This is a genomic window from Alkalicoccobacillus plakortidis, from assembly GCF_023703085.1.
GTDB classification, from domain to species: Bacteria; Bacillota; Bacilli; order Bacillales; family Bacillaceae_D; genus Alkalicoccobacillus; species Alkalicoccobacillus plakortidis.
The window spans coordinates 327,940-350,599 of sequence record NZ_JAMQJY010000002.1 but is presented as its reverse complement, the minus strand read 5'-3'; the positions used below and the strand labels follow the sequence as shown (position 1 = coordinate 350,599).

The window sequence follows — 22,660 nt, the reverse complement described above, 5'->3', positions numbered from 1 at the left end:
GAGGAGAAGTGATTTGGCATCTTCTCGTCTAATATAATTTTTACCTGTTTTTACTAATCTTAATCAACCTAAAAAGGATGGTCTTTATGATAAAAAACAAAGAGCTTGTTGTTCGGCCACTTATAAAAGATGATGCAAACAAGCTTGTAAAATGGCTATCAGATCCAGTGATTTTACAGTTTTACGAAGGTAGAGATAATCCTTTTGATTTAAAAAAGGTTCATCAAGTATTTTATACACAAAACGATCAAACAAGTAGATGTATCATAGAGTGGGAAGGTCAAGCGATCGGTTATATTCAGTATTATCCACTGGATGATGATGAAAAGCGAACGTATGGATTAAACGAAGAAAAGGGAGTTTATTACGGTTTAGATCAATTTATTGGGGAGGAGCAGTATCAAAATAAGGGTATTGGAACCACGTTAATCCAAACAATGATTCAATTCCTAATAAATGAAAAAAACGTAGACCGAATTGTAATGGATCCACAGGTTGAAAATGCGAGAGCCTTAGCCTGTTATGAAAAATGTGGATTTGTGAAACAGAAACTTCTTGTTAAGCACGAATGGCATGAGGGAGAGTACCGTGATTGCTGGTTCATTATGTATACAGCATGAATGAGGCCGAGAAAAACAGGCAGGCATCTCCTGAATTTAGAAGATGCCTGCCTGGTGTTATAAAATTTCCCCTAAACTATCTTAAGCTTCAAATCCTTGATTTCATAAACGGTATCTGCGACCTCTTCGACAAATCGACGATCATGTGAAACGAGCAGGATCGTTCCTTGATAGGCTTTCATAAATGTGGATAGTGCATTCATGCAGTGAACATCAAGAAAGTTTGTTGGTTCATCTAGTATTAAGACATTATAGTTTCCTAGGATGAGTTCGCAAAGGGTAAGGCGAATCGCTTCTCCTCCGCTTAGATTCTGAACATTTTTTATTAAATCATTTCCTTGGAAATTCATAGCGTGAAGTGCGGCTCGAGTTTTCGCTTCATGTTGCTCTGTTCTGCTTTGAATATAATCAAAAACGGATTCATCTTTACTAAATTGATAGGACATTTGATGGTAATGGCCAAAAACGATCTTTGGTGAGAGGGTAATTCCATTTCTGTTCTCATGTATATGCTTAAGCAATGTGCTTTTTCCGCTTCCATTTGGCCCAGAAATAGCGATGGTTTTTCCTACAGGAAATTGAAAGCTAACTTCATCAAGCAGAGGCAAATCACCAACTGTTATAGATAACTGATTAGCCATGATTGGAAACTTATTATGCATTTGGAGAGCCTTTGAGTGGTGAAAACGCAAATCCCTGCTTTCCTCAGGTGCTTCAACCTCCTCAAGCTGTTCCACTCTTTTTTCAATCGCCTTTGCCGCACGTTGAACAGATTTTTGAACAGTGCCTTTCGATTTGGTCATAAACATTCTATTGGCTTGGAGTCTTTGTTTCTTTTTTTGACATTGATTGATTGGCTTGCGTAATCTTCTCCGCTTTTTTCATTTTTTCATCTGCGGCACGTTGCAGTCTGCTTTTGTCTTTTTGATAGATTTTGTATCGTTCCTGCTGTTGTTTCGCTTCAAGTCTTTTTTGTTCTTCGTAGTCTGAATAATTTCCTGTGTACTCGGTCACCTGACCATCAGCTACTTCCCAGATCTTTGTTACAAGCTTGTCGAGCAAATAGCGATCATGACTAATGAGTAGCAGTGAACCATAATAGTAGGAAAGCTCCTCAATGAGAAAGTCAGTTCCTTTCATATCCAAGTGAGTTGTTGGTTCATCTATGAATAAGCCTTCATGATAGTTAGAAAATAAGGCAGCCAATTTTAGGCGAGTTTGCTCACCACCGCTTAATTGGTTCTGCTGTGATTTGGAATCGCTAATTTTGATTGTAATTCGGCATCAACCTCGGTGACGGAAGGGCTAGCCAGTTGATCAAAATAACCGAATTTAGCGAATCTCTTTACTTTACCTTTTGAAGGCTGAATCGTTCCGTTCATTATTTTTAATAATGTGCTTTTCCCTTGCCCATTTCCTCCAACGATACCAATGCGATCAAATTGATAAACGGATAATGATGGTATTCTTAATACAATACGGTCTTGAAAGCAGACCTCTATATTCGAACATTCTAATGTTAAAGTTTCCATGCTTGTTTCCTCCCACAATCTTTTTTTATGCAAAAAGCTGCTCACAGCTCATACATTCAAAAAGACTGCCTCATCAAAAAAACACAGACCGGCGTCTGTGTAAAAGAGTAAACAGTATACATAATAAGCAAGCGGACGTATCCACTTATGGTGTCTTTCCCGAGTGGCTATTAAAAATAGTCAGACTTATCCCGTTTACCCTGTCTTGATGAACAGAGCCTTTGAACGTATGAAATTACTTGTTCAAAGCACGGATCCAAAGTCTTCTTGATGGCATCATTTTTAACAAGCCTCCTTTAATTAATAGGTAAACTATACAATGAAAGGAAAGAAAGTTCAAGCTGCAAATATAAAAAATGTTAAATCCTTGCAGGTGAATATGTAGAACTATATTATTAATTAGTATGTAGAACTATATTATTAATTAGATAGTAAAAGCAAAAAGTCCTTGAAGGAACATAGAAGCGTGGTGAGTATGCGTTGCGCATTACCGATCGTTTATACGGCGCCTATAGTAGTAGTGTTATGACAGGACATAAATAAAAAATACGGAGGCGCAGTTATGTGGGTATTATTCGGGGTTATTGCTATAGTAGCAACCTTTATAAATCTTTATATGTATATAGCAGGAAAGGATTATAAGCTTGCTATGGCAATTGGGTTATCATTCACAGCATTAACGCTTTGTGCAGAATACAGTCTTGTAACTGAGTGGGTAAAGGCGGAAGATTGGGCTGCTTTATTAGATGTAGTGCCTAGTATGGAAAGGGTATTATGGATTTTAACAATTATTTCTATAGTACTAAACATAACACCAATAATTTTAGAACGAAAAGGGAAGAAACAATGAATGAAACTTTAACAGAGTCAAAACAAAGGTCTGATTATTGAATGAGTAACTAAACCCTATTATAACGCAAGCTTACTGGGCTCGGGAAAGAGAGCATGGAATTGAGAAAGGTGAGATAGGAAATCGATAAAGCAGGTACCTTAGATCAGTAATTCACTACCATCTCTTCTCTCAAAAACAAACGAGCTCATTTTCGAGAGCTCAATTTATAGGTTTTGACCACCAATAAACACAGCATAAATAAAACCAAAGAGTAGTAAAAAAGCCGAACGTTTGAAGACAATGAGATTATTTCTTTTACACTAGTCCCTTAAAGAATGTAACAACTATGAGAAAGATAAAATTAAAATGTATAGTTATCTTTCTCCAACAAACTGATAAAACGATGCAAGTTCAGAGGGTTTTTTATCTAACTTCAATTCATTAAATATAGTTGTCATACATTGTCTGGCTGAATCAACATCTTTCCATTGGATATCAATGATGTCTTGATCGGGATCATTTAGTACAATATGACCTCCTACCACTTTTGCATAAAAGGTGAAGATCATTACGTGATCGCCAGTTTCATGAAAGATCTCTCGAACAGAATGAAGACGTCCGATCTCTACAATGAAGCCTGTCTCTTCGAAGGCTTCTCGGATCGCGGCTTCCTCAAGTGTTTCTCCAACTTCCACTGCACCACCTGGAGGTGACCAGTACGTAGTGTTTCTTTTTTTATTATTCACTAAGAGAATGTTTCCGTCTTCATCAAAGATAAGGACAGAGGATACATCAACACGTTTCACAACTATCAGCTCATTTCTATTATGTACAAGATATACCAATAAGTGTACTGGTCTATATCTAACAAGTCTATAGAAAAGAGCCGATGCTGAATTAGCATCGGCTCCATTTTACATATGCAGTAATTCTTTTATTTCCTCTGCAGTGAGACTGGTTCCTGTTTGTTCTCCCGATTGAATCACTTCTTCAATTAAATGCTTCTTTTTCTTGCAGTGCGAGCATTTTTTCTTCGATTGTTCCAGTTGAGATGAATTTGACGACTTGAACATTTTTCTTCTGACCAAAACGATATACGCGATCAGCTGCTTGTTGTTCAACAGCTGGGTTCCACCATGTGTCATATAAAATGACGGTATCACCACCGGTTAGATTCAGACCTGTTCCTCCAAGCTTTCATGGAAATTAGAAAGAGCTCATGCTCTCCTTCGTTAAATCGTTCCGTAAGCTGTAATCGTTCTGCAGTAGGTGTTTGGCCATCTAGGTAATGATAAGTCCAATCTCTTTTTGCAAAGGCTTCTCTGATAATGGCGAGCATGGAGGTGAATTGAGAGAAGATCACCATCCGTTGGCCAGCAGCGAGTCCTTCTTCCACATACTCTACTAATCGATCTAATTTACCTGAAGTATATGTTTTATCTGAGTTTGCAACTAAGTTTGGATGACAACAAATCTGTCGTAGCTTTGTCAGTCCAGCTAAAAATTGCATCCTTTTTCCTGGAATTGACCTGTACGTGCTGCTTCTTCCACATCTTTTGTTAATTCTTTCACTTGTACGGCGTACAGTTTCTTTTGATCATCTGTTAGATCAATATATTGTGTCAATTCAATTTTATCTGGTAGCTCTGTTAAAACTTCTTTTTTCATTCGGCGAAGAATAAACGGTTTGACTCGTTTGGCGATGTCTGAGCTCTGCATCTCTTTAAATACTTTTTTTGTACCTAAACTGCCTGGAAGCAGAGTGTGAAACAAAGAGTAAAGCTCGTCCAATCGATTCTCAATCGGTGTACCTGTTAGGGCAAACGTACTGCTTGCTTGAATGGCTCGAACTGATTTTGCTGTTTTGGATGTATCATTTTTGATAGCTTGCGCTTCATCAAGAATTAAAACATCAATTTTTTCGTCGGCATAAAGCTCACTATCTCGTTGGATGAGTGGGTATGATGTAATCCAAACAGAGGCAGTTGAGTCAGCTTTTTTCTGAATCCGTTCAGCTTTAGTGCCGACTAAAAGCTCAACATCAACTCCTGGTGCAAAGCGATTAAATTCTCGCTGCCAGTTATAGATGAGGCTAGCAGGTGCAATAATCATAATAGAAGCATCTTTGCGTTTGTTTAACACGTTTTGGATAAAGGTGATGGTCTGTAGTGTTTTTCCAAGCCCCATATCGTCTGCTAAAATGCCACCAAGTCCTACACTCTCCAATGTACGCAACCATCTATAGCCAGTAAGTTGATATTCTCTAAGATCGGCCGTAATGCCATCTGGTTTATCACCTTCCATAAAGTCAGGTCGGTTTATGTTTCGCAGTAATTCTCGAAGCTGAGAAGAGAGCTTCATTGCAGCTGCTGATTCCTCTTCCAAACTCAATGCTTTATAAAGAGGAACAGATAAATTTTCAGATAGAGTTCCTTTTTCTGGACCAAACTGATTTAGAGCATCCCTCATACTGTTAAACTGATTATCTTTAATATGCAGGAAAGCTCCACTTTTAAGCTTGTAATAAGTTTGTTGGCTTCTAAGGGCCTGGAGAACCTCTGACACTTCTTCAGTAGGAATGCCATCCAATGAAAAGTGAATATCGAGCCAGTTAGATTTATCATTTTTGGAAATAGACACAACGGGCGGTTTAGTAAGTGGTGTAATCATTTGCCTAATGCCTGCAGTGGTGTACACCTCCATATATTCTTGAAGAACAGGCACCTGTTCGAATAAAAACGGAGCAAATAGATCTTCATCATCTAATAGATAATGATCCTCATATCGAATAAAAGGGTAGCTGTGCAACAAATCAAAAATGATTGTTTCCTTCTCTATATCTCTCACCAGAATGACATGGTTATTTGTTTGTTCTTCTGTTGGTTCAAGAGGTTTTATCGTGTGATTTCCATATTGAAACGTTATATTTGCCGTAAGAAGACCATTCTCAGTGTCCAAATGTAGCTTCGCTTGAAGTGGTTCATTTTGGATAAGAGTCGCCAGTTCATAGTCAATTTCCACATCTGCTACCTGCTTAATTTGTGGCAAAATGATTGAACAAAAAGCTTCCATCTCACTTTGATGAAATTCTGCTAATGTACGGTTTTCGTTGAACTTCTTATTTATGACAAGTGTTTCAAGAATGGTTGCTTGATCAATTGTAAGAAGATACAAGGTATTGTTGCACATGATAGAGCAAAATTCTTTACCAAAAAAATCGTAGTATTGTAGTAATTGAAGAGAAGCTTGCTCACTATGCTCAAGTTTTGTTAAAGCAATGTCAATTGGCTTGTACTGTTCGACAGGCAGAATACTTATAGGCTGTGGCCGGTGACTGTTATAGCTCGTTACAACGTTTCTAGAAGTAAGCAACTCAAGCAGTTCATGGGTAAACCATATTGGGATGCCAAAATTCTTTGAACGTGATCGTTGATACATAGGTGTCGACTGTTTAGCGGCATCGATTTTCAAGATTAACTCTAATACAGCTTTATCTTCAGGCGAAATCTCATGAATGACCGGATCATAGATGAAGTTTTTTGTGAACTCACGGCGAATGCCAAAGTGAACGCTACTCACAAAAGAGGACAAATCACCAATGACATACAGCCGCTTCTCACCAACCTTCGCACGAATTTCAAGCGTATCAATAAGCTGATTATAATAATCAGTTCTAAAAAATAGCTCAAACTCCATACGTAAAGTAACATTCTCTCGTTGAGTTGGTTTGCTGAGTTGAAACTGCTTTTGAAAAGCTGATATTAGTTCCAAGCCTGTGCTTGTTTTTTGTTGGTCTAAAGGAGAAGGACGCTTGTTCACAAAATAATTAATTTCAAGCAAAGTGGCTACAAGATGTTTGCAGATGCCCTCATAGTTATCAAATGCAGGACAGCTACATTGATTGTCAATGATTTGTCCATCTTTAGAAAAAAAGACAGCCGTATCATAATTATCTGAGCCGAATACTTCTGCTTCAACAGAAGGCACATTAAAATCGTTCCATGTTAGTGCTGAAACATAGTCCGCTCTATAATAGTCATACCCACGTCGATAAGTTGTTGTACTTAATGCCAATTGTTTAATCGTTTCTTCAGACACTGATTCTTTATTAATAAAAAACATATAATTCCTCCGTAGATCCGTTAATTGATTAAATCATACCTCATTTTCTGTATGAATACACGCGTACAGAAATAGGAGCAGTCACACTCACTGCCCCTAACCAATTAAAAACACTGAAAAGACCGAACTTGCCTCAATTCTATAATGTAATTAAACCAACCGAATCTGCTCCAACGATAGCCGATTACACTTTGACGACCTACAAAAGTAGGGAAGAACCAAAAATGATTTCCATTAAATAACCAGATATAGGTGGGGCGATAAAGACAGCCTCTAATTCCACTTGGTCCAACTTGAAATGCAGGGATCGGTGGAGAGAATGCAGGAGGTGGTGCTAAACCCTGTGGTGGTGGAGCAATTCGATTACTTCGATCATACATTGGTCTCAACTCCTTTAGTATCATTCTTTAAACTATGTTCAAATGCCTATAGAAGTGAGGATCATAATGAAGTAAGATAAATAGAAATCTAAGCTATATGTAGCTGACTAGCACTCAGCTGTGATCAAATGATTATTCGAATGGATGGATTTGAAGAAGACATTTACGTATCAGGAAAGTCGTGCCGAATGAGGGTCTTAAGGCAGAAGTACAGAGAAGCAATGGCAATGACGTATGAGATGAGGGATTTTCCCGATGTGTTTTGCAGGTTGAATCGATTTGAACGGTTGGACGTTGATGGAGAGCTTGGATCATGATGTGATGGTGGATGTGGATACGGATCATGTATGTAGAGTGTATTAGATATAATGAAACGAAAACCGTTCCTAAAAAGTAGATATTTGAGGAACGGTTTTTAAGTTTGTAGTCTGACGATAAAAACCAACCGTAACTAATTAACGATCAATTGGATATCTCTCCTGCAAAAATTGAATCGACTGCTTGATTAGTTGTTTTATAATGTCTTCATCCACATCAGCAAGTTTATTTACGTAAACACATGCTTTTCCTGAAGTGTGTTTGCCTAATAAAGCAAGTAATTTTTCTCTTTCGCTATCTTCTGTTGTAATATATAGACTAATTTTTGCTTTTCGTGGAGAGAAGCCGACAAGTGGTGCATCTCCCTCGTGGCCCGAATCATAGCGGTAATGATAACGACCAAATCCAATGATGCTTGGTCCCCACATTTTAGCCTCGTATCCACTGGTTTCTGCAAATAGATCAAGTAGTCTGTAGGCATCTTCACGCTTCTTTGGGCTTTCAACCTGTTCAATAAATTCAATGACACTTTGGTCCGTTTCTTTTGTTTTAAGCTTGTACATGAGATCTCTCCTTTATATGTTTGAGAAATGAATGAGATGGTAAAGTAGAGTATAGGTTTATTATGAGGGAGTGAGCGCGTGAAATCTATCTATCTTATTCGTCATTGTTCGGCAAGTGGGCAAGAGCCAGACGCAGAGCTTACAGATGAGGGGCAACAGCAGGCGCAAGGATTAGCGGAGTTTCTCTCGCAGGAAGATATTGAACGTATTATCTCAAGTCCTTTTACACGTGCAGTTCAGTCAATAGAACCCTTTAGAGTTCAAAAAGAGCTTGAATTAACATTGGACATGAGACTAACTGAACGAGTATTAAGTAAGCAACCATTAGATGATTGGCTAGAAAAACTTGAATCATCCTTCTCTGATATGAATCAAGTGATTGGTGAAGGGGAGTCTAGTCATAAGGCTCAAGAGCGTATTGTAGAAGTCATAAACGAGATAAAAGATGGACCAGATGACAGAGTAGCGGTGGTTACTCATGGGAACTTGCTTTCTTTATTGCTTAATTATGTAGATTCAAGATTCGGATTTAGAGAATGGCAATCTTTAAGTAATCCCGATGTTTATTTAATCACAGCAAATAGAGAAGAACCCTTATCAGTAACAAGGTTATGGAAATCCTAAGGAGGCACTTATGGCAAAGAAACACATAGTTTTTTATGATGCCGAATGTCCACTTTGTCAATCGGTTAAAGCAGTGATTGTCAAATTAGATTGGTTTAACCGATTTGAGTGGCAATCAGTTCAGAAAATCGCTGAAACCAAGTACCGTTTTTTACAAAATCGTCATTTGTATGATGAGATTCATATGGTGACATCAGATAATGAGATCAAAACTGGTTTTTATACTGTCAGAAAAATATTGCTGAATCTCCCCTTGGCATCAGGTCTCGCTCTATTGTTGTTTCTACCTTTTGTAGACAAGTTAGGCGTGCCGCTATATACATTTATTTCAACAAACCGCTATGAGTGGTTTGGTCGTATCCAGGAAAATCCATCGTAGCGGTGGATTTTTTTCTTTGCAGAACAATGGCGAACAGAGTATAATATTAGAAAACTCAGAAAATAACCAGGGAGGGCTTTTGATGAATGATTATTCAAACGTAAAGAGAGAATCACTACAAAGAGATCTTATTTCTTTTTCTGGTTTCATCCATAGTCCAAAAAAATACAACCAACAAACAGAGTGGTCCAATACTAAAATTGAACATACCAATATTCAAAATGTAGTGTTTGAGCATTGTCACTTAAACAATGTGTCTATAGAAAATTGTCATGTAACAGGCTTAAAAATAAATGGAATTGATGTAGAGGACCTGCTTACAAATTATTATGAGAACCAAGCTCCACTCATTGATATGGCACGCGAATTATAAAGGTAGATAATGTTGAGGCGATGGAATTATTTCCTTTATTAATTGAATCCCTTATGCAGCACGAAGTAGAAGAGGAACATCCACTCGCTCACTTTTTACAGGATGATGGTGCTCGAATTCTTGCCTCTGTTTACAATGGAAACCTGTCAATGATTAAGCTGGTCATTGAATTAAATCAAGCGTATCCTTATGCTCGTGCCCAGGCAATCAGGTCCTTAGTTATCCTAGTTTTTTCAAATGAATTAGATAGACAAGATGTACTTTTATATTTTAAACATTTATTAAAAATAGAAACAAACTGGTACGTAACAACGCAGATTGTCATGGCTTTTACAGCGCTATATCCGGATGAAGTCTATCCAGAAATTGAGGCTGCTTACCAACGTGGGAATGTAGATGAATGGATGATTAGGTTAGAGGATGTTACTCATACATTGGCTTTGCAAATGGATATAGTGCTTCACATATCAAAATAAGACCAACGATTACAAAGAATAAGTAATGATCAGGACCTCTATGAGTAGTGCTCAAAAAGGAAGTCCTTATGCTCAAAAAACAAGGAGCAGTGCTCAAAAAAATCATAAATGCGCAAAAATCAAACTATATGCGCGAAAAAATAAAAGTAGTGCTCAAAAATACTAGAAATGCTCAAAAAAAGTTCATAAGCGCTCAAAAATCAAAAAAAACCACGTCCCGCTCAGGACGTGGTTTCATTTTTATTTATTCAAAGCCATAACGCTCTTTAAAACTCTTCGCATAAACATCTACTGCTTTAATGGCTTGTACAACATCGTCTGCTGTTACTTTTTGTGGCAGGTTGTGAATGGTTTCGCCTTCTGCAGTTGCTAGCTCAGCAATTTTGAACAAGTCTTCATCTGTTGCATCAGCAAGGTGAAGCTCATCTAATGTGACAGGTAGACCTAATTCTATATATAACTCAAGATAACGGTCTAGCTCATCGAGTGTTTTGTTCTCTAGAATAAGCTGAGCAATCGTTCCGTAAGCTACCTTCTCACCATGAGTGAGGTTGTGAATGTCACCGTGAATAGCGGTGAAACCATTATGAATAGCGTGTGCTGCCGCCAAACCAGCTGTTTCAAAACCAAGTCCGCTTAATAAAGTATTGGCTTCAATAATGGATTCCAATGCAGGTGTAACAAGTTTATTTTTGTTTGCTTCAACCGCTTGGATACTATATTCAAAAAGAACTTCTTCGGCTTTTTCAGCAATAGCCTGTCCAAGCAATAGTAGGCTGACCACCTGACATAATCTGTCCATTTGATTGCATAACCGCACGAGCTTCAACCCATGTCGCAAGGGCGTCGGCAATTCCGGAGATAAGGAAGCGAGGTGGTGCACCTGCAATGATTTGAGAATCAACAATAACTAGATCAGGGTTCTTATCATAAAAGGAATAGGTTTCAAAAACACCTTCATCTGAATAGATAACGGACAGACCAGAAGTTGGAGCATCCGTTGAAGCCGTAGTTGGAATAATGGCTACAGGGTAACCTAATTTATCAGCAACACCTTTTGCTGTATCTAGAGTTTTCCCTCCACCTAGTCCAATAACTAGGTCAGCCGTGCTCTCTTTGCCTAACTTGATAATTCGATCAATCTCGTTTAGAGAAGATTCGCCACCAAATGTTACTTTCTCTGATTCAATTCCATCGTTTTTTAATGTATCAACGAGTTTATTTCCGGCCATTTCCCAAACAAATTCATCTGCGATAAGCAATGCATGTTTACCTAGCTTTTGTATGTAGCTGCTAGCGCCACTTTCTAAAATATTCTTTCCTTGCACATACCGACTTGGACTAATAAATACTTTTTCCACGTTTGTTACCTCCTAAATGTTCGTTCTCTTATATATTCCTCAAAATTGGTAACTTAAAACCTCAAAGCAACTTTTTTAATGTAACCTCTTCAATGAATATTATGTGAAAATCAGAATTGCTTAGAAAGAAATCTGGATTATCCTCCATATATCTGTTAAAATAATTGCCGTCAAGGAATTAAGATTAGAAAGCCAGAATTCTATAAGTGTTCCGGCAAGCCTAAGATTTGTATCCTGCAAATATAAATGAATAGGTGGTTTAATGAATGGTAAATGAAATGGAAGAAACGTCTTATCAGGTATTACTTTATTATCAATATGTAACAATTGAGGATCCCGAAGAATTTTCGGCTGAGCATCTTGCTTTTTGTAAAGAGCTTGGATTAAAAGGTCGTATTCTTGTAGCTAACGAAGGCGTGAATGGAACAGTTTCCGGAACAGTTGAACAAACTGAGAACTATATAAAAGCAATGCGTGAAGATACCCGTTTTGCAGATACTGTGTTTAAAATTGATGAAGTGGATAAGCACGCATTTAAGAAAATGCACGTGCGTCCACGTAGTGAACTAGTGAATCTTTCATTAGAAGACGATATAAATCCTAAAGAGCAAACAGGCACATATCTTGAGCCTAAAGAATTTTTTGAACAAATGCAGGATGAAAATACAGTGGTTATCGATGCCCGTAATGATTATGAATATGAGATTGGTCACTTCCGTGGTGCCATTAAGCCAGATATTCGCACATTCCGCGAGTTACCAAACTGGGTGCGAGATAATAAAGAGATGCTTGAAGGTAAAAAGCTGCTTACGTATTGTACAGGAGGTATCCGGTGCGAGAAGTTTTCAGGTTGGTTAAAGCGTGAAGGGTTTGAAGATGTATCTCAGCTTCATGGAGGCATTGTTAGCTATGGTAAAGATCCAGAGGTTCAAGGTGAGCTTTGGGACGGACAATGTTATGTGTTTGATGAGCGCTTGAGTGTTCCAATTAATAGAAAAGAGCACGTAGTTGTCGGGAAAGATCATTTTGATGGAGAACCTTGTGAAAGATACGTGAATTGCGCTAATCCTGAGTGTAATAAGCAAATCCTATCATCTGTTGAAAATGAGCACAAATACATGCGTGGATGCACACCGGAATGCCGCGTTCACCCACGTAATTTATATATTAACAAAGAGCATAACTTATCTGAAGCTGAAATCAACGCAAGACTTGGAGCGATTGGCGAGAAACGTGAACTGAACGTATAAATAGTTAAAAACAGCCACTATAACATAATTAGTGGCTGTTTTTTTGTTTTGCCGTTCTCTATTCTTTTCCAGCAGCTTTTTCTTTTGATGCGTCGTTTATAGCACGAATAAATAACAACGTTGCTCCTACGCTTAGCAGAAACCCTCCATTAGCGATAAAATAAATCGCAACAATTGTACTATTAAAAATCTCCCCGAGCTCTGAAGTGAAAAACATTAATACAAAACCAGCTAGCCAAATCAGTGGAGCACCTACAAAAAAGGCTAAACCTATGTAAATCATCAGCATATGCTTTCGAAAAAAAATAGCAATAAACAAAATATCAAATAATAAAAGACCAATAGCCCAAACCGTAAAATTTAATACACTCATCCACATTCCTCCTCTACTTGAACTCTATACCCCAATTATGGAGTTGATACGCCAATTTTGAAAGAAATGTGTAACATAACATTTGCTTAAGTAGGGAATAGGCAATATAAAAGGGGGAGATCAACAAATGAAAGAGATGCAGAAGGAGATTCTTTCCTATCTGGAAAAGATTATCGAAGAAGAAAAACGGCTTGCTCGTAAAGGAGAGATTCCTGATTATATTGAAGAGGTAGACAACAATGACCACGGTGCAGTCACTGTTTCACTAACATCCATTGATGGAACAACGGTTAGGGCTGGTGATTATGAGGGTAGATTCTCATTACAAAGCATTTCTAAGCTTTTCCCGCTAGCGTTGGCTCTTATGGATCATGGTAGTGAAGAGGTTTTTAAGTACACCGGTAAAGCCCCTACAGGTAATGTGTATCATTCATTAATACAAATGGAGATGCAAGAGCGTGAGAAACCACTAAACCCTATGGTTAACTCCGGGGCTATTGTTATGTGTGGATTAATGAAAGGTGAAAACGCTGATAAGAAGGTAGATAGAATTTTAGCACTTGCTAGAGATCTTACAGGTAACCAAGAGCTAACTTATAATGAAAAGGTGTATGAGGCTGAAGATCAAGATTTGAATCGCTCCTTATTTTATTACAATCGCCACAATGGATATATTAAAGGAGAGTTTGAAGATGTTATGCCTGTTTATTGGAAGATGACAGCAATTGAAGTAACCATCGAAGAGTTATCAAATATGGCTGCGGTCATTGCAAATCATGGGGTCTGTGTGCATAGCGGAAAGCAGATCATAACAAAAGATGTCGTCACAACATTAAAAGCATTTATGATTACGTGTGGGATGTATGATGAGTCGGGCTCATTTGCATTGGAAGTAGGAATTCCTGCAAAAAGTGGAGTATCGGGAAGTATTGTGGCAGCTATACCAGGAAAATTAGGAATAGGCGTTATGGGTCCTGATTTAAATAAATATAGCAATAGTATAGCGGGTATCCGAATGCTTAAAAAGATCTCAGATAAGTGGAAGCTTAGTATTTTTAGTGAAGATAGGTCGTCATGAGATCTAAAAACAGGAGAAACGGGTGTAGCAAGCTTACGTTTCTTCTTTTTTTAGTTGCATTGAAATTAACTTCGGTTGATAGATCGTTTTTGTAATCTGGACAGCTCAGATAGCCCGTGAGACAAAAAAGAAACCCATGTCATTAGACGCGGGTTTCCAAATTTTAATAGCCTTTATTAAAATCAACTAAATTGATAGAAGGAGACTCACCTTTTAAGAAGTTCTTTAGGTTTGGTATGAATATCTCTTCAATCACTCGTTCTTGATAATGTTCAGTTGCACCGGCTGTGTGTGGAGTGATAATTACATTCTCCATTTCCCATAATGGACTTTGGTTGCTTAGAGGTTCTTTTTCAAAGACATCTAAACCTGCACCAACGATTTGTCCTTCTTGAAGTGCTTGAACTAAATCTACTTCTTTTACGATCTCGCCACGTCCGATATTTATAAAAAATGCATCCTTTTTCATTTTCTCAAATGCATCTTTATCAAACAGATGATGAGTATCAGAAGTGAGCGGCAATGTTACCACAATGTAATCACATTGAGGAAGTACCTCAGCTAGCTGATCTGGCGTATACATTTTATCCACATACTCTGTTTCTTTTCCAGAATGTCTAACACCAAGAACATTCATTCCAAACGCTTTAGAGATTTTGGCTGTTTCTTTGCCAATTTCGCCTACTCCAATTACACCAATGGTTTTGCCATGAATCTCGAGCTTCAAGCCCTCATTCTCCCATGTTTTTGTTTGTTGGTTACGAACATAGGCATGTATTCTCCGGGTTAGTCCAAGCATTAATGCAAAAATGGTTTCAGAAATTGGGTAGGCATGCACACCATTGGCACTTGTAACTGCAATACCACCTTTGTTCATTTCATTAAGAGGCAAGTAGTCAACACCGGCACTCCACGTTTGCAACCATTCAAGGGCTTTGGGATCAGTGAAGTTCAACTCTTTAAGTTGTTTCTTCCAACCAACAATTATGTTTGCCGTATCAAGCTTTGATTCCCAATTCTCAGGATCTTTTCCGTGATAGAATGACCAATCAGGAACTACCTCCTGGATTTTTTTAACTGATTCCTCTGATAGATCATGTGTGATAACTAATTGCTTGTTTGTAGACATGTTCATTCCTCCGGCTAGTGTTTTTATTTAGTGTACCAGAAAAAACAGAGAAATTCGTCTATTTGAAGCTCTATGCAGTTAGTCGGTGACGCCTAACATAAAAGATTATGCTTGTTAAGACAAGTAACTCTGCAATAGGAATGGCAAGCCATACACCGTTTACCCCCATAAAATGTGGCAAGGTAAATAGAATAATTAACATAAATAAAATCTCACGAGCGAATGTGATCCATGTGGCCATTCTCACATTACCTATGGATTGATAGAATGTCATCATGACAAAGTTTGCACCCATAAACAGATAGGCGAAGAAGAAAATTCGAATGCCTGTTGTTGCAAGAGAGGTCACAGTGTCGTCGAAATTACCAAAGATAGAAACGATCGGCCCAGCAGCAATTTGACCAATTAAGAAAAAGACAAGTCCCGCACCAGCTGCGGTTTTTAGGGCAATTTTAATTGTGTGTACCTTCCGATCATTTTGTCGGCCGCCGTGGTAATAACTAACCAATGGCTGCACTGCAGAACCCATACCTAAAAACATTAACAGCATGACACCATGTACGTAATTTAAAACAGAGAACGCTGCAACTCCATCAGTACCTGCCAATCTCTCTAAGGTAACGTTGTGAGAGATCGTAAAAACTGATATCCCGACTTCTGCAAGGAAGCTTGGAAATCCTAACATAATGGCCTGTAATAGAAGTGGACGATTTAATTTAAAGCGAACTAGTTTCAGCTGATTATTTTTTCTGAAGAAGTGTAGGCCTAAAACTAGAATTCCGAGTGCAGCAGAAATGATCGTTCCGTAAGCTGCTCCAGCAACTCCTAGATTCAAGATATATAAAATAATATAATTGAGAATGACATTTGACACAGCTGTAACAATAAGGGCTGCCATTGCTAGGTTAGGGTTGCGGTCATTCCTAACAAATACACTTGTTGCATTTTCAATCGTAAACACAAATCCAAATAAAAGCATGACATTTAAATAAGCAGATGCATAAGGATAGGTTTCTTCATTAGCTCCTAATGCATAAACCAAAGGTTCTCTGAAGAAAAAGGCAATCAACCCAATGATTAAGGTTGCAGAGAAGATCAGTATTAATGATTGAGTAAAGATAAAATTTGCTTTCTCAGGCTTTTTTGCTCCCATAGCTTGAGAAAACAAGGTAGCCCCACCGATACCAATCCAAAGTGACATCGCGACAAAAATAGTATAAACGGGACCAGCAATCCCAACACCGGCAAGTGCAACTGGCCCTAAGCGATTTCCGACCATAATTCCGTCAACTACAAAGTTTAATGCCATGAGAAGCATACCAACCAGTGAAGGGATAAGGTATTTTACAAATGTCCGTCCAATCGGTTGTGTATCAAGTGGGTTTGTTATTGTTTCATTATTTGTTTTCATAGTAGCATCTCCAAAACATCATTTTACTTTGCCAATCCTCGCCAATAAATCTTCCAAAGGGCATTCATTTTGAGTGTGGCACGTTCAGTTTTTCCATAAATTAATTCAACAAAGATGGCATCTAATATAGATAAATAAGCTAGTACGGCTGATCTGGTATCTTCAATTTCAATCAGTCCATCATTCACAGCTTGTTCAAATTTTGGAATAAAGATTTCCTCACATCGGCTTTCAAATGTTAGGACCATTCCCATTACGGCGTCATAAAGATGATCCGGTGGAAAAAAAGAGATTCGTAGTCCAAATCGAAAGCTGTCTTCATTTTCAAATCGTTGTCCAAGCAGTTGAAGGTAGCTATTTAAAAAATCTTGAAGTGATTGTTCTTTATATTTCTCTGCCCAGTTAGTCAGATAGTTGAGATCCGTTTTTAAAGAGTCCTCTAACACCGTCAGAAATAGTTCATCCTTATTTTTATAATGTGTGTAGATTGATTGCTTTTTAATACCTACTTCCTCAGCTATTTTTGCTAAAGATGCTCCATCAAATCCATTGCGTCCAAATGAGTACAGGGCCGCCTTTTTAATCTCATCTGCAGTCATAAATCATCAATCCCTTCCGAACGTTCGTCAGGAGATCATATCATATCCATTTTAGTAAAGTCTAGAGTAAAGTTTCACCAATATACGGACACAAAAAAGTCACATATAAAAATGGGAAAGATAGGTCTATTCAGTTAATTTTTTGTTTATACTAGAAATGAATAGAATACGAGTTTAATAGAACATTCATATAGAGAAGAGAGAGAAAAATGGATTAGGAGGAATGAAAGTCGTGAAGGGCGGTCTGGGAATAAAAATAATCTCTGCAGTATTTCTTATTGGCGTTGTTGGTATGGTTATTATGGCAAGTGTTCAAGCCTCATCATAATAAAAACGAAGTGGGTATCTCCACTTCGTTTTTTTCGTGTATAAGCTAGTATTCTTACATAGATGTAAGGTACGTGAAAGCATAATCGATATCTCACTGTTTATTTGCTCCGTATACTATGGGTATACTAAAGAACAGGAGTTGATCTCAGATGAGAGGCAGCTTAGGAATAAAAATTTTATCCGCAACATTTATTATCGGTGTCATAAGTATTTTGTTTGTCGCAGCAAACGTTCAAGCATAGGAGGAAAATCATGCTGACGGTTACGAATGTATCAAAAACATATAGTGGGAAAATGGCTTACAGAGCATTAGAAGATGTTTCGTTTGATGTCAAAGATGGTGAGTATGTAGGTATTATGGGGCCATCTGGAAGTGGTAAAACAACGCTTCTTAATATTATTTCAACTATTGATACGCCTACCTCTGGAAGTGTCTTACTGGATGATGAGAGTCCACATACTTTAGAAGAAGAAGAGCTCTCATCATTTCGTGCAAAACAGCTCGGTTTTGTGTTCCAAAACTTTCAATTATTAGATACCTTAACAGTAGAAGAAAATATCGTTTTGCCGCTTACACTTGATGGAGGACAATCGATTAGTGAGATGAAGAAGAGAGTCGAACAGATATCCATTAAGCTTGGCATCCAGGACCTTCTTGAAAAAAGAACGTATGAACTATCTGGAGGTCAGATTCAACGTACAGCAATAGGGCGTGCATTAATTCACCAACCTAAGCTTGTACTCGCAGATGAGCCAACAGGTAATCTTGATTCAAAAGCAACAGCCGACGTGATGCAGTTGTTACACAAGATAAATAAAGAAGAGCAAACGACTATATTAATGGTGACACATGATCCAGTTGTGGCAAGTTACTGTGATCGAATTCTGTTTATAAAAGATGGAAAGTTGTTTAATGAACTTTACAAAGGCGATAATCGAGAAGCCTTCTATCAAAATGTTGTCCAAGTCCTTTCCTTACTTGGAGGAGATAACCGTGACCTTTCGGCAGTTCGCTTACCTTAACATTATTCGAAACAAACGAACATACTCAGCTTTTTTGTTAAGCTGTGCTTTTTCTGTATTTGTTTTCTTTGTATATGCTGTTTTCGTTTTTCACCCGAGTGTGGAAGAAGGCTTAGTGACTGAAGTTGCAGTTACTGGGATGACTGTTTCGCAGTACGTCATATTTTGTTTTTCTTTTTTATTTGTTTTGTATTCAATGGGAACGTTTTTAACTTCACGTAAGCAGGAATTTGGACTTTTGGTTCTTCACGGATTAACCAAAAGAAAACTACGGAAATTACTTTTTTTTGAAAGCTGTTTAATCGGATTTGGTGCTATTTTAATAGGTGTAGTTATGGGATTAGCTTTTGAAAAGCTTTTTTTGATGGCAGTCAGTAGAGTGATTCTTTTTAATGAAATGTCCTTTTATATGCCTTGGAAAGCCTTAGGATTAACAGTTAGTGCTTTTATTTTTCTATTTATTAGCATCTCTTATTTTACTTCCTTTATTGTAAGAACTTCAAAAGTCGGAGATCTGCTTAAGGGAACCTCAAAACCTGAATCCTTCCCAGTTTCATCTAAGCTATTAAGCCTTTTGGCAATCGTTTTAATTGGTGCTGGATATTTCTTAGCTATGACAGCCGAAGAAGAACAAGTGGTTATTCGTTTCTTACCTGTGGTCTGTTTAGTCATTGTAGGGACGTATTTTTTATTTACACAATTAAGTGTGTATGTGTTAAAGAGTATGCAGCGTAAGCCTGAGCACAATTGGATTGGGAATAAGTTAATAAGCCGCTCTAATCTAATTTTCCGATTAAAAGATAACGCTCGCGTGTTTTTTTTAGTATCAATCATTTCTACAATCGCCATTTGTGCAACAGGAACTATTTCCACTGTTGGCGCATGGGGAGAACGAGATTTTGAAACACCTCTTGCTATGACGTATATAGCATTCGATCAAGGCGACGCACAAAAAATGGAACAACGACTATCAAATGAGTTAGAGCAAGAGAATATAGACCATCAATCTGTTGACATATCATTAAAAGAAGTCATGGGAGTGTACCGCAATCCAGAATTTGAAGATAGCTATGAAAACGACTATACCTTACTGTCTCAATCTGAATTTAATCAGCTTGCAAGGCTATTAGTTATTCCTGAACTTGATTTAGAAGAGCAGCAAATTCAACCAATTGCTACATATGAAAACGCATGGGTCCAAAACGATGACTCGGAAAGAGAGAAATCGGTTACTTTTTCTTCATTAAATGAACCTTTTGAAATGTTACCTATGTTTCCTCATCGGGTTTTTTCAAGCTCCTATAATTTGAATATAAATCCTATCGTTGTGACGGATGAAGTTTTTGAAGATATTTCACCCTATAATGAACGATTTATGGTTGGTTATCATATTCCTAATTGGGAGGAAACAGGTTTAATAGGAAGTGACTTATTTGAAGAACAAGAAAAAAAGCAACTGTCTTATTATCAGGATCCCACTAACCCTAGTCCAACATTCAACTTTCATTCAAGTGGCCTAGAATACTTAAGGACAATTAGTTTATATCAGACTATGTTGTTAATGGGTTCCGTCATTGGCGTTGTCTTTTTTATAGCGACTGGCAGTTTTCTGTATTATAGACTTCATAATTATTTGCCACAGGATGCAGAACGATTTCTTATATTGAGGAAGTTAGGGTTAACCTATAAAAAGATCAACCGTATTGTTACGACAGAAATGAGTCTCCTCTTTTTTGTACCTTTCACTCTATCACTTGTTCATTCTGGTGTAGCATTTGTTGCGCTTCAATCAATGTTTGTACAAGAGACAAGAATTTTTAACTCAGTTATCACTGTGATCGGTGGATATGTTGTAGCACAGATCATTTATTTTCTGCTCATGCGTAAACAGTATTTGATTGGATTGCGCCGATTAATTGAAAAGAGCTGAGTAAGGTTTTATACTCAAAGTATTAAAAAGGCAGAGAAGGGGAGCTACGAATGGGAGAATCCGTTTTAATTGTTGAGGATGATGAGAAGCTTGCTGCTGTCTTAAAAGAAAAATTGATAAGATATGGATTTACTGTGTTCACACACAATGGCGAAGCGGACCTTAGTGATTTTTTTAAGAAAGCACAACCAAGTATTGTACTCTTAGATATTAACTTACCAACCTTTGACGGGTTTTATTGGTGCAGGCAAATCAGACAATTATCAACATGCCCTGTTATTTTTATCTCAGCCAGGAGCAGTGAGATTGACCAAGTCATGGCACTTGAGCATGGTGGTGATGATTATTTGCCGAAGCCCTTTCATACGGATGTTCTTGTGGCGAAAGTAAGGAGCCATATTAGAAGAGCCTATGGAGAGTACTCTACAGCTCCAGAAGAAAAGACAGTTGAGTTAAACGGCTTAATTTTTCACACAGAGCGTATGGAGCTTACATATCAGGGTGAAACATTATTGCTCTCTAAAAAGGAATGTCAGCTGATTGAACTGCTTATGAAGACGTATCCGAATGTTGTCACTAGACAAGCGATTCTTGATAAACTATGGGATGATACAGATTTTATTGATGAAAATACCGTTAATGTAAATATGGCAAGAGTTCGTAAACAACTCCAGGCGCTTAACATATATGATGCTGTTGAGACGATACGTGGAGCGGGGTATCGCTTGCATGTCACATGGGGCGATGGATCATGAATTTGTTTTGGAGAGACCACCGACTCCTTATTATCGTGCATATATTGCAGGCAATCATTGTAGGATCAATTTTATTTCTTGATCCAGGTGCTGAACCTACTAGTTTAATGTATGCTATCTTTTTGTCCTTTTTGTTATTAACTGGATATTTGGTCTATCGCTACTTTGTCCTTGCTCCCTATTATAAAAAGCTCACGGATGTTTCAAGCGGACATCATGATTTTAAGATCGAAGGTAATCACCCGTTAATTCTTGCTCACAATCAACTACTTGCCAGATACTATAATCAACATCAAGCTGAGCAGCATCAACTGGAGATTCGCAAAAATCAACAAGTTCAATTTATGACTCAGTGGGTACATCAAATGAAAACTCCCGTATCTGTAATGAATTTGATTACGCAAAACGAAGCCGACTATCATGAATATCCTGCTCTTAGAACTGAACTAAAAAGGCTAGAAAAAGGTTTAGATCTAGCTTTACACACAGCTCGTTTTGAACAATTTGAACAAGATTTCAGAATTAAATCCGTGCAGATCAAAACACTCGTTCAACAAGTGGTTCAGGAAAACAAACGATTATTCATCCTAAAAGAAATGTATCCAAAGATTGATGTAGACAATGAAATGTACGTCTCAACAGATCCTAAATGGCTTGTCTTTATGTTAGATCAAATAATTGTCAATGCAATCAAATATACAAAGGATTCAGGCAAACATTTGGTTATTGAAACGATAATTGCTGACCATAAACCAACACTTAAAATTACGGATCAAGGTGTAGGAATTCAAGCGGCTGATTTGCCAATGATTCAGCGTCCATTTTATACAGGTGAAAATGGACGAAAATACGGGGAATCAACAGGCATGGGACTTCACCTTGTTTATCAACTGTGCGAGAAGCTACACATAAAAATTGATATCCAATCAAAAGTAGGTAATGGAACCACCGTAACCCTACAATTCCCTACAAGATGAGCTGGCTCTATGAGCTAGCTTATTTTTTGTGGGGGCCTGGAGGAGGAGAGTGAGCAGGAACCACGCGCGTAAGCAGCGGGGAGACACCAATTCCAAGCCTACCTCGCGCAAACTCCATATCCATTTAACGATTTTTATTTCTTTTTAAGACATAATCGTGTTCATACATAAAATAAGATATAATTAGATTAACGAAATAGATGCCGGGGTTGGGGTCAGGTAGGA

Annotated in this window: 27 protein-coding genes and 1 pseudogene; 14 read left to right on the top strand and 14 right to left on the bottom strand. The window is 37.8% G+C overall.

Translation table 11 applies throughout. The annotated features are described in order from the left end of the window. The first annotated feature begins 86 nt into the window (after nt 1-86). Complete coding sequence (locus tag NDM98_RS16300) at nt 87-620, top strand: GNAT family N-acetyltransferase (RefSeq protein WP_307728862.1); 534 nt, start codon at nt 87-89, stop codon at nt 618-620. Nucleotides 621-691: 71 nt separating this feature from the next. Here the strand turns inward: NDM98_RS16300 and NDM98_RS24210 are convergent, their stop codons facing one another. From NDM98_RS24210 to NDM98_RS24200, 3 genes are read right to left on the bottom strand one after another with little or no spacing between them, the layout of a single operon-like run. Further along, nucleotides 692-1,423: an ATP-binding cassette domain-containing protein gene (locus tag NDM98_RS24210; RefSeq protein ID WP_307728861.1), complete on the bottom strand. Its 732-nt coding sequence runs from the start codon at nt 1,421-1,423 to the stop codon at nt 692-694. 7 nt (nt 1,424-1,430) lie between these two features. Next, entirely contained in the window at nt 1,431-1,826 is a 396-nt protein-coding gene (locus NDM98_RS24205) for an ATP-binding cassette domain-containing protein (protein ID WP_307728860.1), read from the bottom strand. 26 nt (nt 1,827-1,852) lie between these two features. Next, nucleotides 1,853-2,152, bottom strand: coding sequence for an ATP-binding cassette domain-containing protein (locus NDM98_RS24200; protein ID WP_307728859.1), 300 nt, complete (start codon nt 2,150-2,152; stop codon nt 1,853-1,855). Between the two features lie 562 nt (nt 2,153-2,714). Here NDM98_RS24200 and NDM98_RS16290 point away from each other — a divergent pair. Then, nucleotides 2,715-3,002: a hypothetical protein gene (locus tag NDM98_RS16290; protein ID WP_251609958.1), complete on the top strand. Its 288-nt coding sequence runs from the start codon at nt 2,715-2,717 to the stop codon at nt 3,000-3,002. 356 nt (nt 3,003-3,358) lie between these two features. Here the strand turns inward: NDM98_RS16290 and NDM98_RS16285 are convergent, their stop codons facing one another. The 5 genes from NDM98_RS16285 to NDM98_RS16265 all read right to left on the bottom strand — a co-directional run bounded on the left by NDM98_RS16285 (nt 3,359) and on the right by NDM98_RS16265 (nt 7,486). After that, nucleotides 3,359-3,790 (bottom strand): NUDIX domain-containing protein, encoded by a 432-nt coding sequence (locus tag NDM98_RS16285; RefSeq protein WP_308807758.1) that lies wholly within the window; start codon nt 3,788-3,790, stop codon nt 3,359-3,361. Nucleotides 3,791-3,898: 108 nt separating this feature from the next. Then, complete coding sequence (locus tag NDM98_RS16280) at nt 3,899-4,105, bottom strand: hypothetical protein (protein ID WP_251609956.1); 207 nt, start codon at nt 4,103-4,105, stop codon at nt 3,899-3,901. Nucleotides 4,106-4,143: 38 nt separating this feature from the next. Beyond that, nucleotides 4,144-4,494: a helicase-related protein gene (locus NDM98_RS16275; RefSeq protein ID WP_251609955.1), complete on the bottom strand. Its 351-nt coding sequence runs from the start codon at nt 4,492-4,494 to the stop codon at nt 4,144-4,146. After that, nucleotides 4,482-7,106 carry an SNF2 helicase associated domain-containing protein gene (locus NDM98_RS16270; protein ID WP_251609953.1) on the bottom strand — a complete coding sequence of 875 codons (2,625 nt, stop codon included), beginning with the start codon at nt 7,104-7,106 and terminating at the stop codon, nt 4,482-4,484. The genes NDM98_RS16275 and NDM98_RS16270 overlap by 13 nt, the downstream gene beginning before the upstream one ends. A gap of 104 nt (nt 7,107-7,210) precedes the next feature. Next, nucleotides 7,211-7,486 (bottom strand): transporter, encoded by a 276-nt coding sequence (locus NDM98_RS16265; RefSeq protein ID WP_251609951.1) that lies wholly within the window; start codon nt 7,484-7,486, stop codon nt 7,211-7,213. A gap of 128 nt (nt 7,487-7,614) precedes the next feature. Here NDM98_RS16265 and NDM98_RS16260 point away from each other — a divergent pair, with 128 nt between their 5' ends. Further along, complete coding sequence (locus tag NDM98_RS16260) at nt 7,615-7,803, top strand: hypothetical protein (RefSeq protein WP_251609949.1); 189 nt, start codon at nt 7,615-7,617, stop codon at nt 7,801-7,803. Nucleotides 7,804-7,941: 138 nt separating this feature from the next. Here the strand turns inward: NDM98_RS16260 and NDM98_RS16255 are convergent, their stop codons facing one another. Next, complete coding sequence (locus NDM98_RS16255) at nt 7,942-8,367, bottom strand: DUF1801 domain-containing protein (RefSeq protein WP_251609947.1); 426 nt, start codon at nt 8,365-8,367, stop codon at nt 7,942-7,944. Nucleotides 8,368-8,445: 78 nt separating this feature from the next. On the opposite strand from NDM98_RS16255, the gene NDM98_RS16250 reads away from it, so the two are divergent. The 5 genes from NDM98_RS16250 to NDM98_RS16230 all read left to right on the top strand — a co-directional run bounded on the left by NDM98_RS16250 (nt 8,446) and on the right by NDM98_RS16230 (nt 10,479). Continuing rightward, nucleotides 8,446-8,991, top strand: a complete 546-nt coding sequence (locus NDM98_RS16250; RefSeq protein WP_251609946.1) for a histidine phosphatase family protein — start codon at nt 8,446-8,448, stop codon at nt 8,989-8,991. 10 nt (nt 8,992-9,001) lie between these two features. After that, complete coding sequence (locus NDM98_RS16245; protein ID WP_251609943.1) at nt 9,002-9,370, top strand: thiol-disulfide oxidoreductase DCC family protein; 369 nt, start codon at nt 9,002-9,004, stop codon at nt 9,368-9,370. 82 nt (nt 9,371-9,452) lie between these two features. Further along, the gene (locus tag NDM98_RS16240) at nt 9,453-9,743 is read left to right on the top strand and encodes a hypothetical protein (RefSeq protein ID WP_251609941.1); all 291 of its coding nucleotides are present in this window, start codon (nt 9,453-9,455) and stop codon (nt 9,741-9,743) included. A gap of 20 nt (nt 9,744-9,763) precedes the next feature. Beyond that, entirely contained in the window at nt 9,764-10,219 is a 456-nt protein-coding gene (locus tag NDM98_RS16235) for a DUF1186 domain-containing protein (RefSeq protein ID WP_251609939.1), read from the top strand. A 68-nt stretch (nt 10,220-10,287) separates the two neighbouring features. Continuing rightward, on the top strand, nt 10,288-10,479 hold the full coding sequence (locus NDM98_RS16230) for a hypothetical protein (RefSeq protein ID WP_251609936.1): 192 nt from the start codon (nt 10,288-10,290) through the stop codon (nt 10,477-10,479). Here the strand turns inward: NDM98_RS16230 and NDM98_RS16225 are convergent. After that, nucleotides 10,464-11,580, bottom strand: a pseudogene (locus NDM98_RS16225) (glycerol dehydrogenase). The gene NDM98_RS16230 and the pseudogene NDM98_RS16225 overlap by 16 nt on opposite strands. 278 nt (nt 11,581-11,858) lie before the next feature. On the opposite strand from NDM98_RS16225, the gene trhO reads away from it, so the two are divergent. Continuing rightward, complete coding sequence (gene trhO / locus NDM98_RS16220; protein ID WP_251610401.1) at nt 11,859-12,830, top strand: oxygen-dependent tRNA uridine(34) hydroxylase TrhO; 972 nt, start codon at nt 11,859-11,861, stop codon at nt 12,828-12,830. 58 nt (nt 12,831-12,888) lie between these two features. Here trhO and NDM98_RS16215 read toward each other — a convergent pair whose 3' ends face one another. Further along, the gene (locus tag NDM98_RS16215) at nt 12,889-13,203 is read right to left on the bottom strand and encodes a hypothetical protein (protein WP_251609934.1); all 315 of its coding nucleotides are present in this window, start codon (nt 13,201-13,203) and stop codon (nt 12,889-12,891) included. Nucleotides 13,204-13,330: 127 nt separating this feature from the next. Between NDM98_RS16215 and glsA the strand changes: the two genes are divergently transcribed. Then, nucleotides 13,331-14,281 carry a glutaminase A gene (gene glsA / locus NDM98_RS16210; RefSeq protein ID WP_251609932.1) on the top strand — a complete coding sequence of 317 codons (951 nt, stop codon included), beginning with the start codon at nt 13,331-13,333 and terminating at the stop codon, nt 14,279-14,281. Between the two features lie 163 nt (nt 14,282-14,444). Here glsA and NDM98_RS16205 read toward each other — a convergent pair whose 3' ends face one another. The 3 genes from NDM98_RS16205 to NDM98_RS16195 all read right to left on the bottom strand — a co-directional run bounded on the left by NDM98_RS16205 (nt 14,445) and on the right by NDM98_RS16195 (nt 17,420). After that, complete coding sequence (locus tag NDM98_RS16205) at nt 14,445-15,410, bottom strand: D-2-hydroxyacid dehydrogenase (protein ID WP_251609930.1); 966 nt, start codon at nt 15,408-15,410, stop codon at nt 14,445-14,447. Between the two features lie 70 nt (nt 15,411-15,480). Then, a complete protein-coding gene (locus NDM98_RS16200) occupies nt 15,481-16,821 on the bottom strand; it encodes an MATE family efflux transporter (protein WP_251609928.1) in 1,341 nt (446 codons plus the stop codon). A gap of 23 nt (nt 16,822-16,844) precedes the next feature. Next, nucleotides 16,845-17,420, bottom strand: coding sequence for a TetR/AcrR family transcriptional regulator (locus tag NDM98_RS16195; RefSeq protein WP_251609926.1), 576 nt, complete (start codon nt 17,418-17,420; stop codon nt 16,845-16,847). A gap of 582 nt (nt 17,421-18,002) precedes the next feature. Here NDM98_RS16195 and NDM98_RS16190 point away from each other — a divergent pair. From NDM98_RS16190 to NDM98_RS16175, 4 genes are read left to right on the top strand one after another with little or no spacing between them, the layout of a single operon-like run. Next, the gene (locus tag NDM98_RS16190; RefSeq protein WP_251609924.1) at nt 18,003-18,773 is read left to right on the top strand and encodes an ABC transporter ATP-binding protein; all 771 of its coding nucleotides are present in this window, start codon (nt 18,003-18,005) and stop codon (nt 18,771-18,773) included. Beyond that, complete coding sequence (locus tag NDM98_RS16185) at nt 18,745-20,703, top strand: ABC transporter permease (protein WP_251609922.1); 1,959 nt, start codon at nt 18,745-18,747, stop codon at nt 20,701-20,703. Before NDM98_RS16190 ends, NDM98_RS16185 begins: the two co-directional genes overlap by 29 nt. A 50-nt stretch (nt 20,704-20,753) precedes the next feature. After that, the gene (locus NDM98_RS16180) at nt 20,754-21,458 is read left to right on the top strand and encodes a response regulator transcription factor (RefSeq protein WP_251609912.1); all 705 of its coding nucleotides are present in this window, start codon (nt 20,754-20,756) and stop codon (nt 21,456-21,458) included. Continuing rightward, nucleotides 21,455-22,435, top strand: coding sequence for a sensor histidine kinase (locus tag NDM98_RS16175; protein ID WP_251609910.1), 981 nt, complete (start codon nt 21,455-21,457; stop codon nt 22,433-22,435). The genes NDM98_RS16180 and NDM98_RS16175 overlap by 4 nt, the downstream gene beginning before the upstream one ends. Nucleotides 22,436-22,660 lie beyond the last annotated feature (225 nt).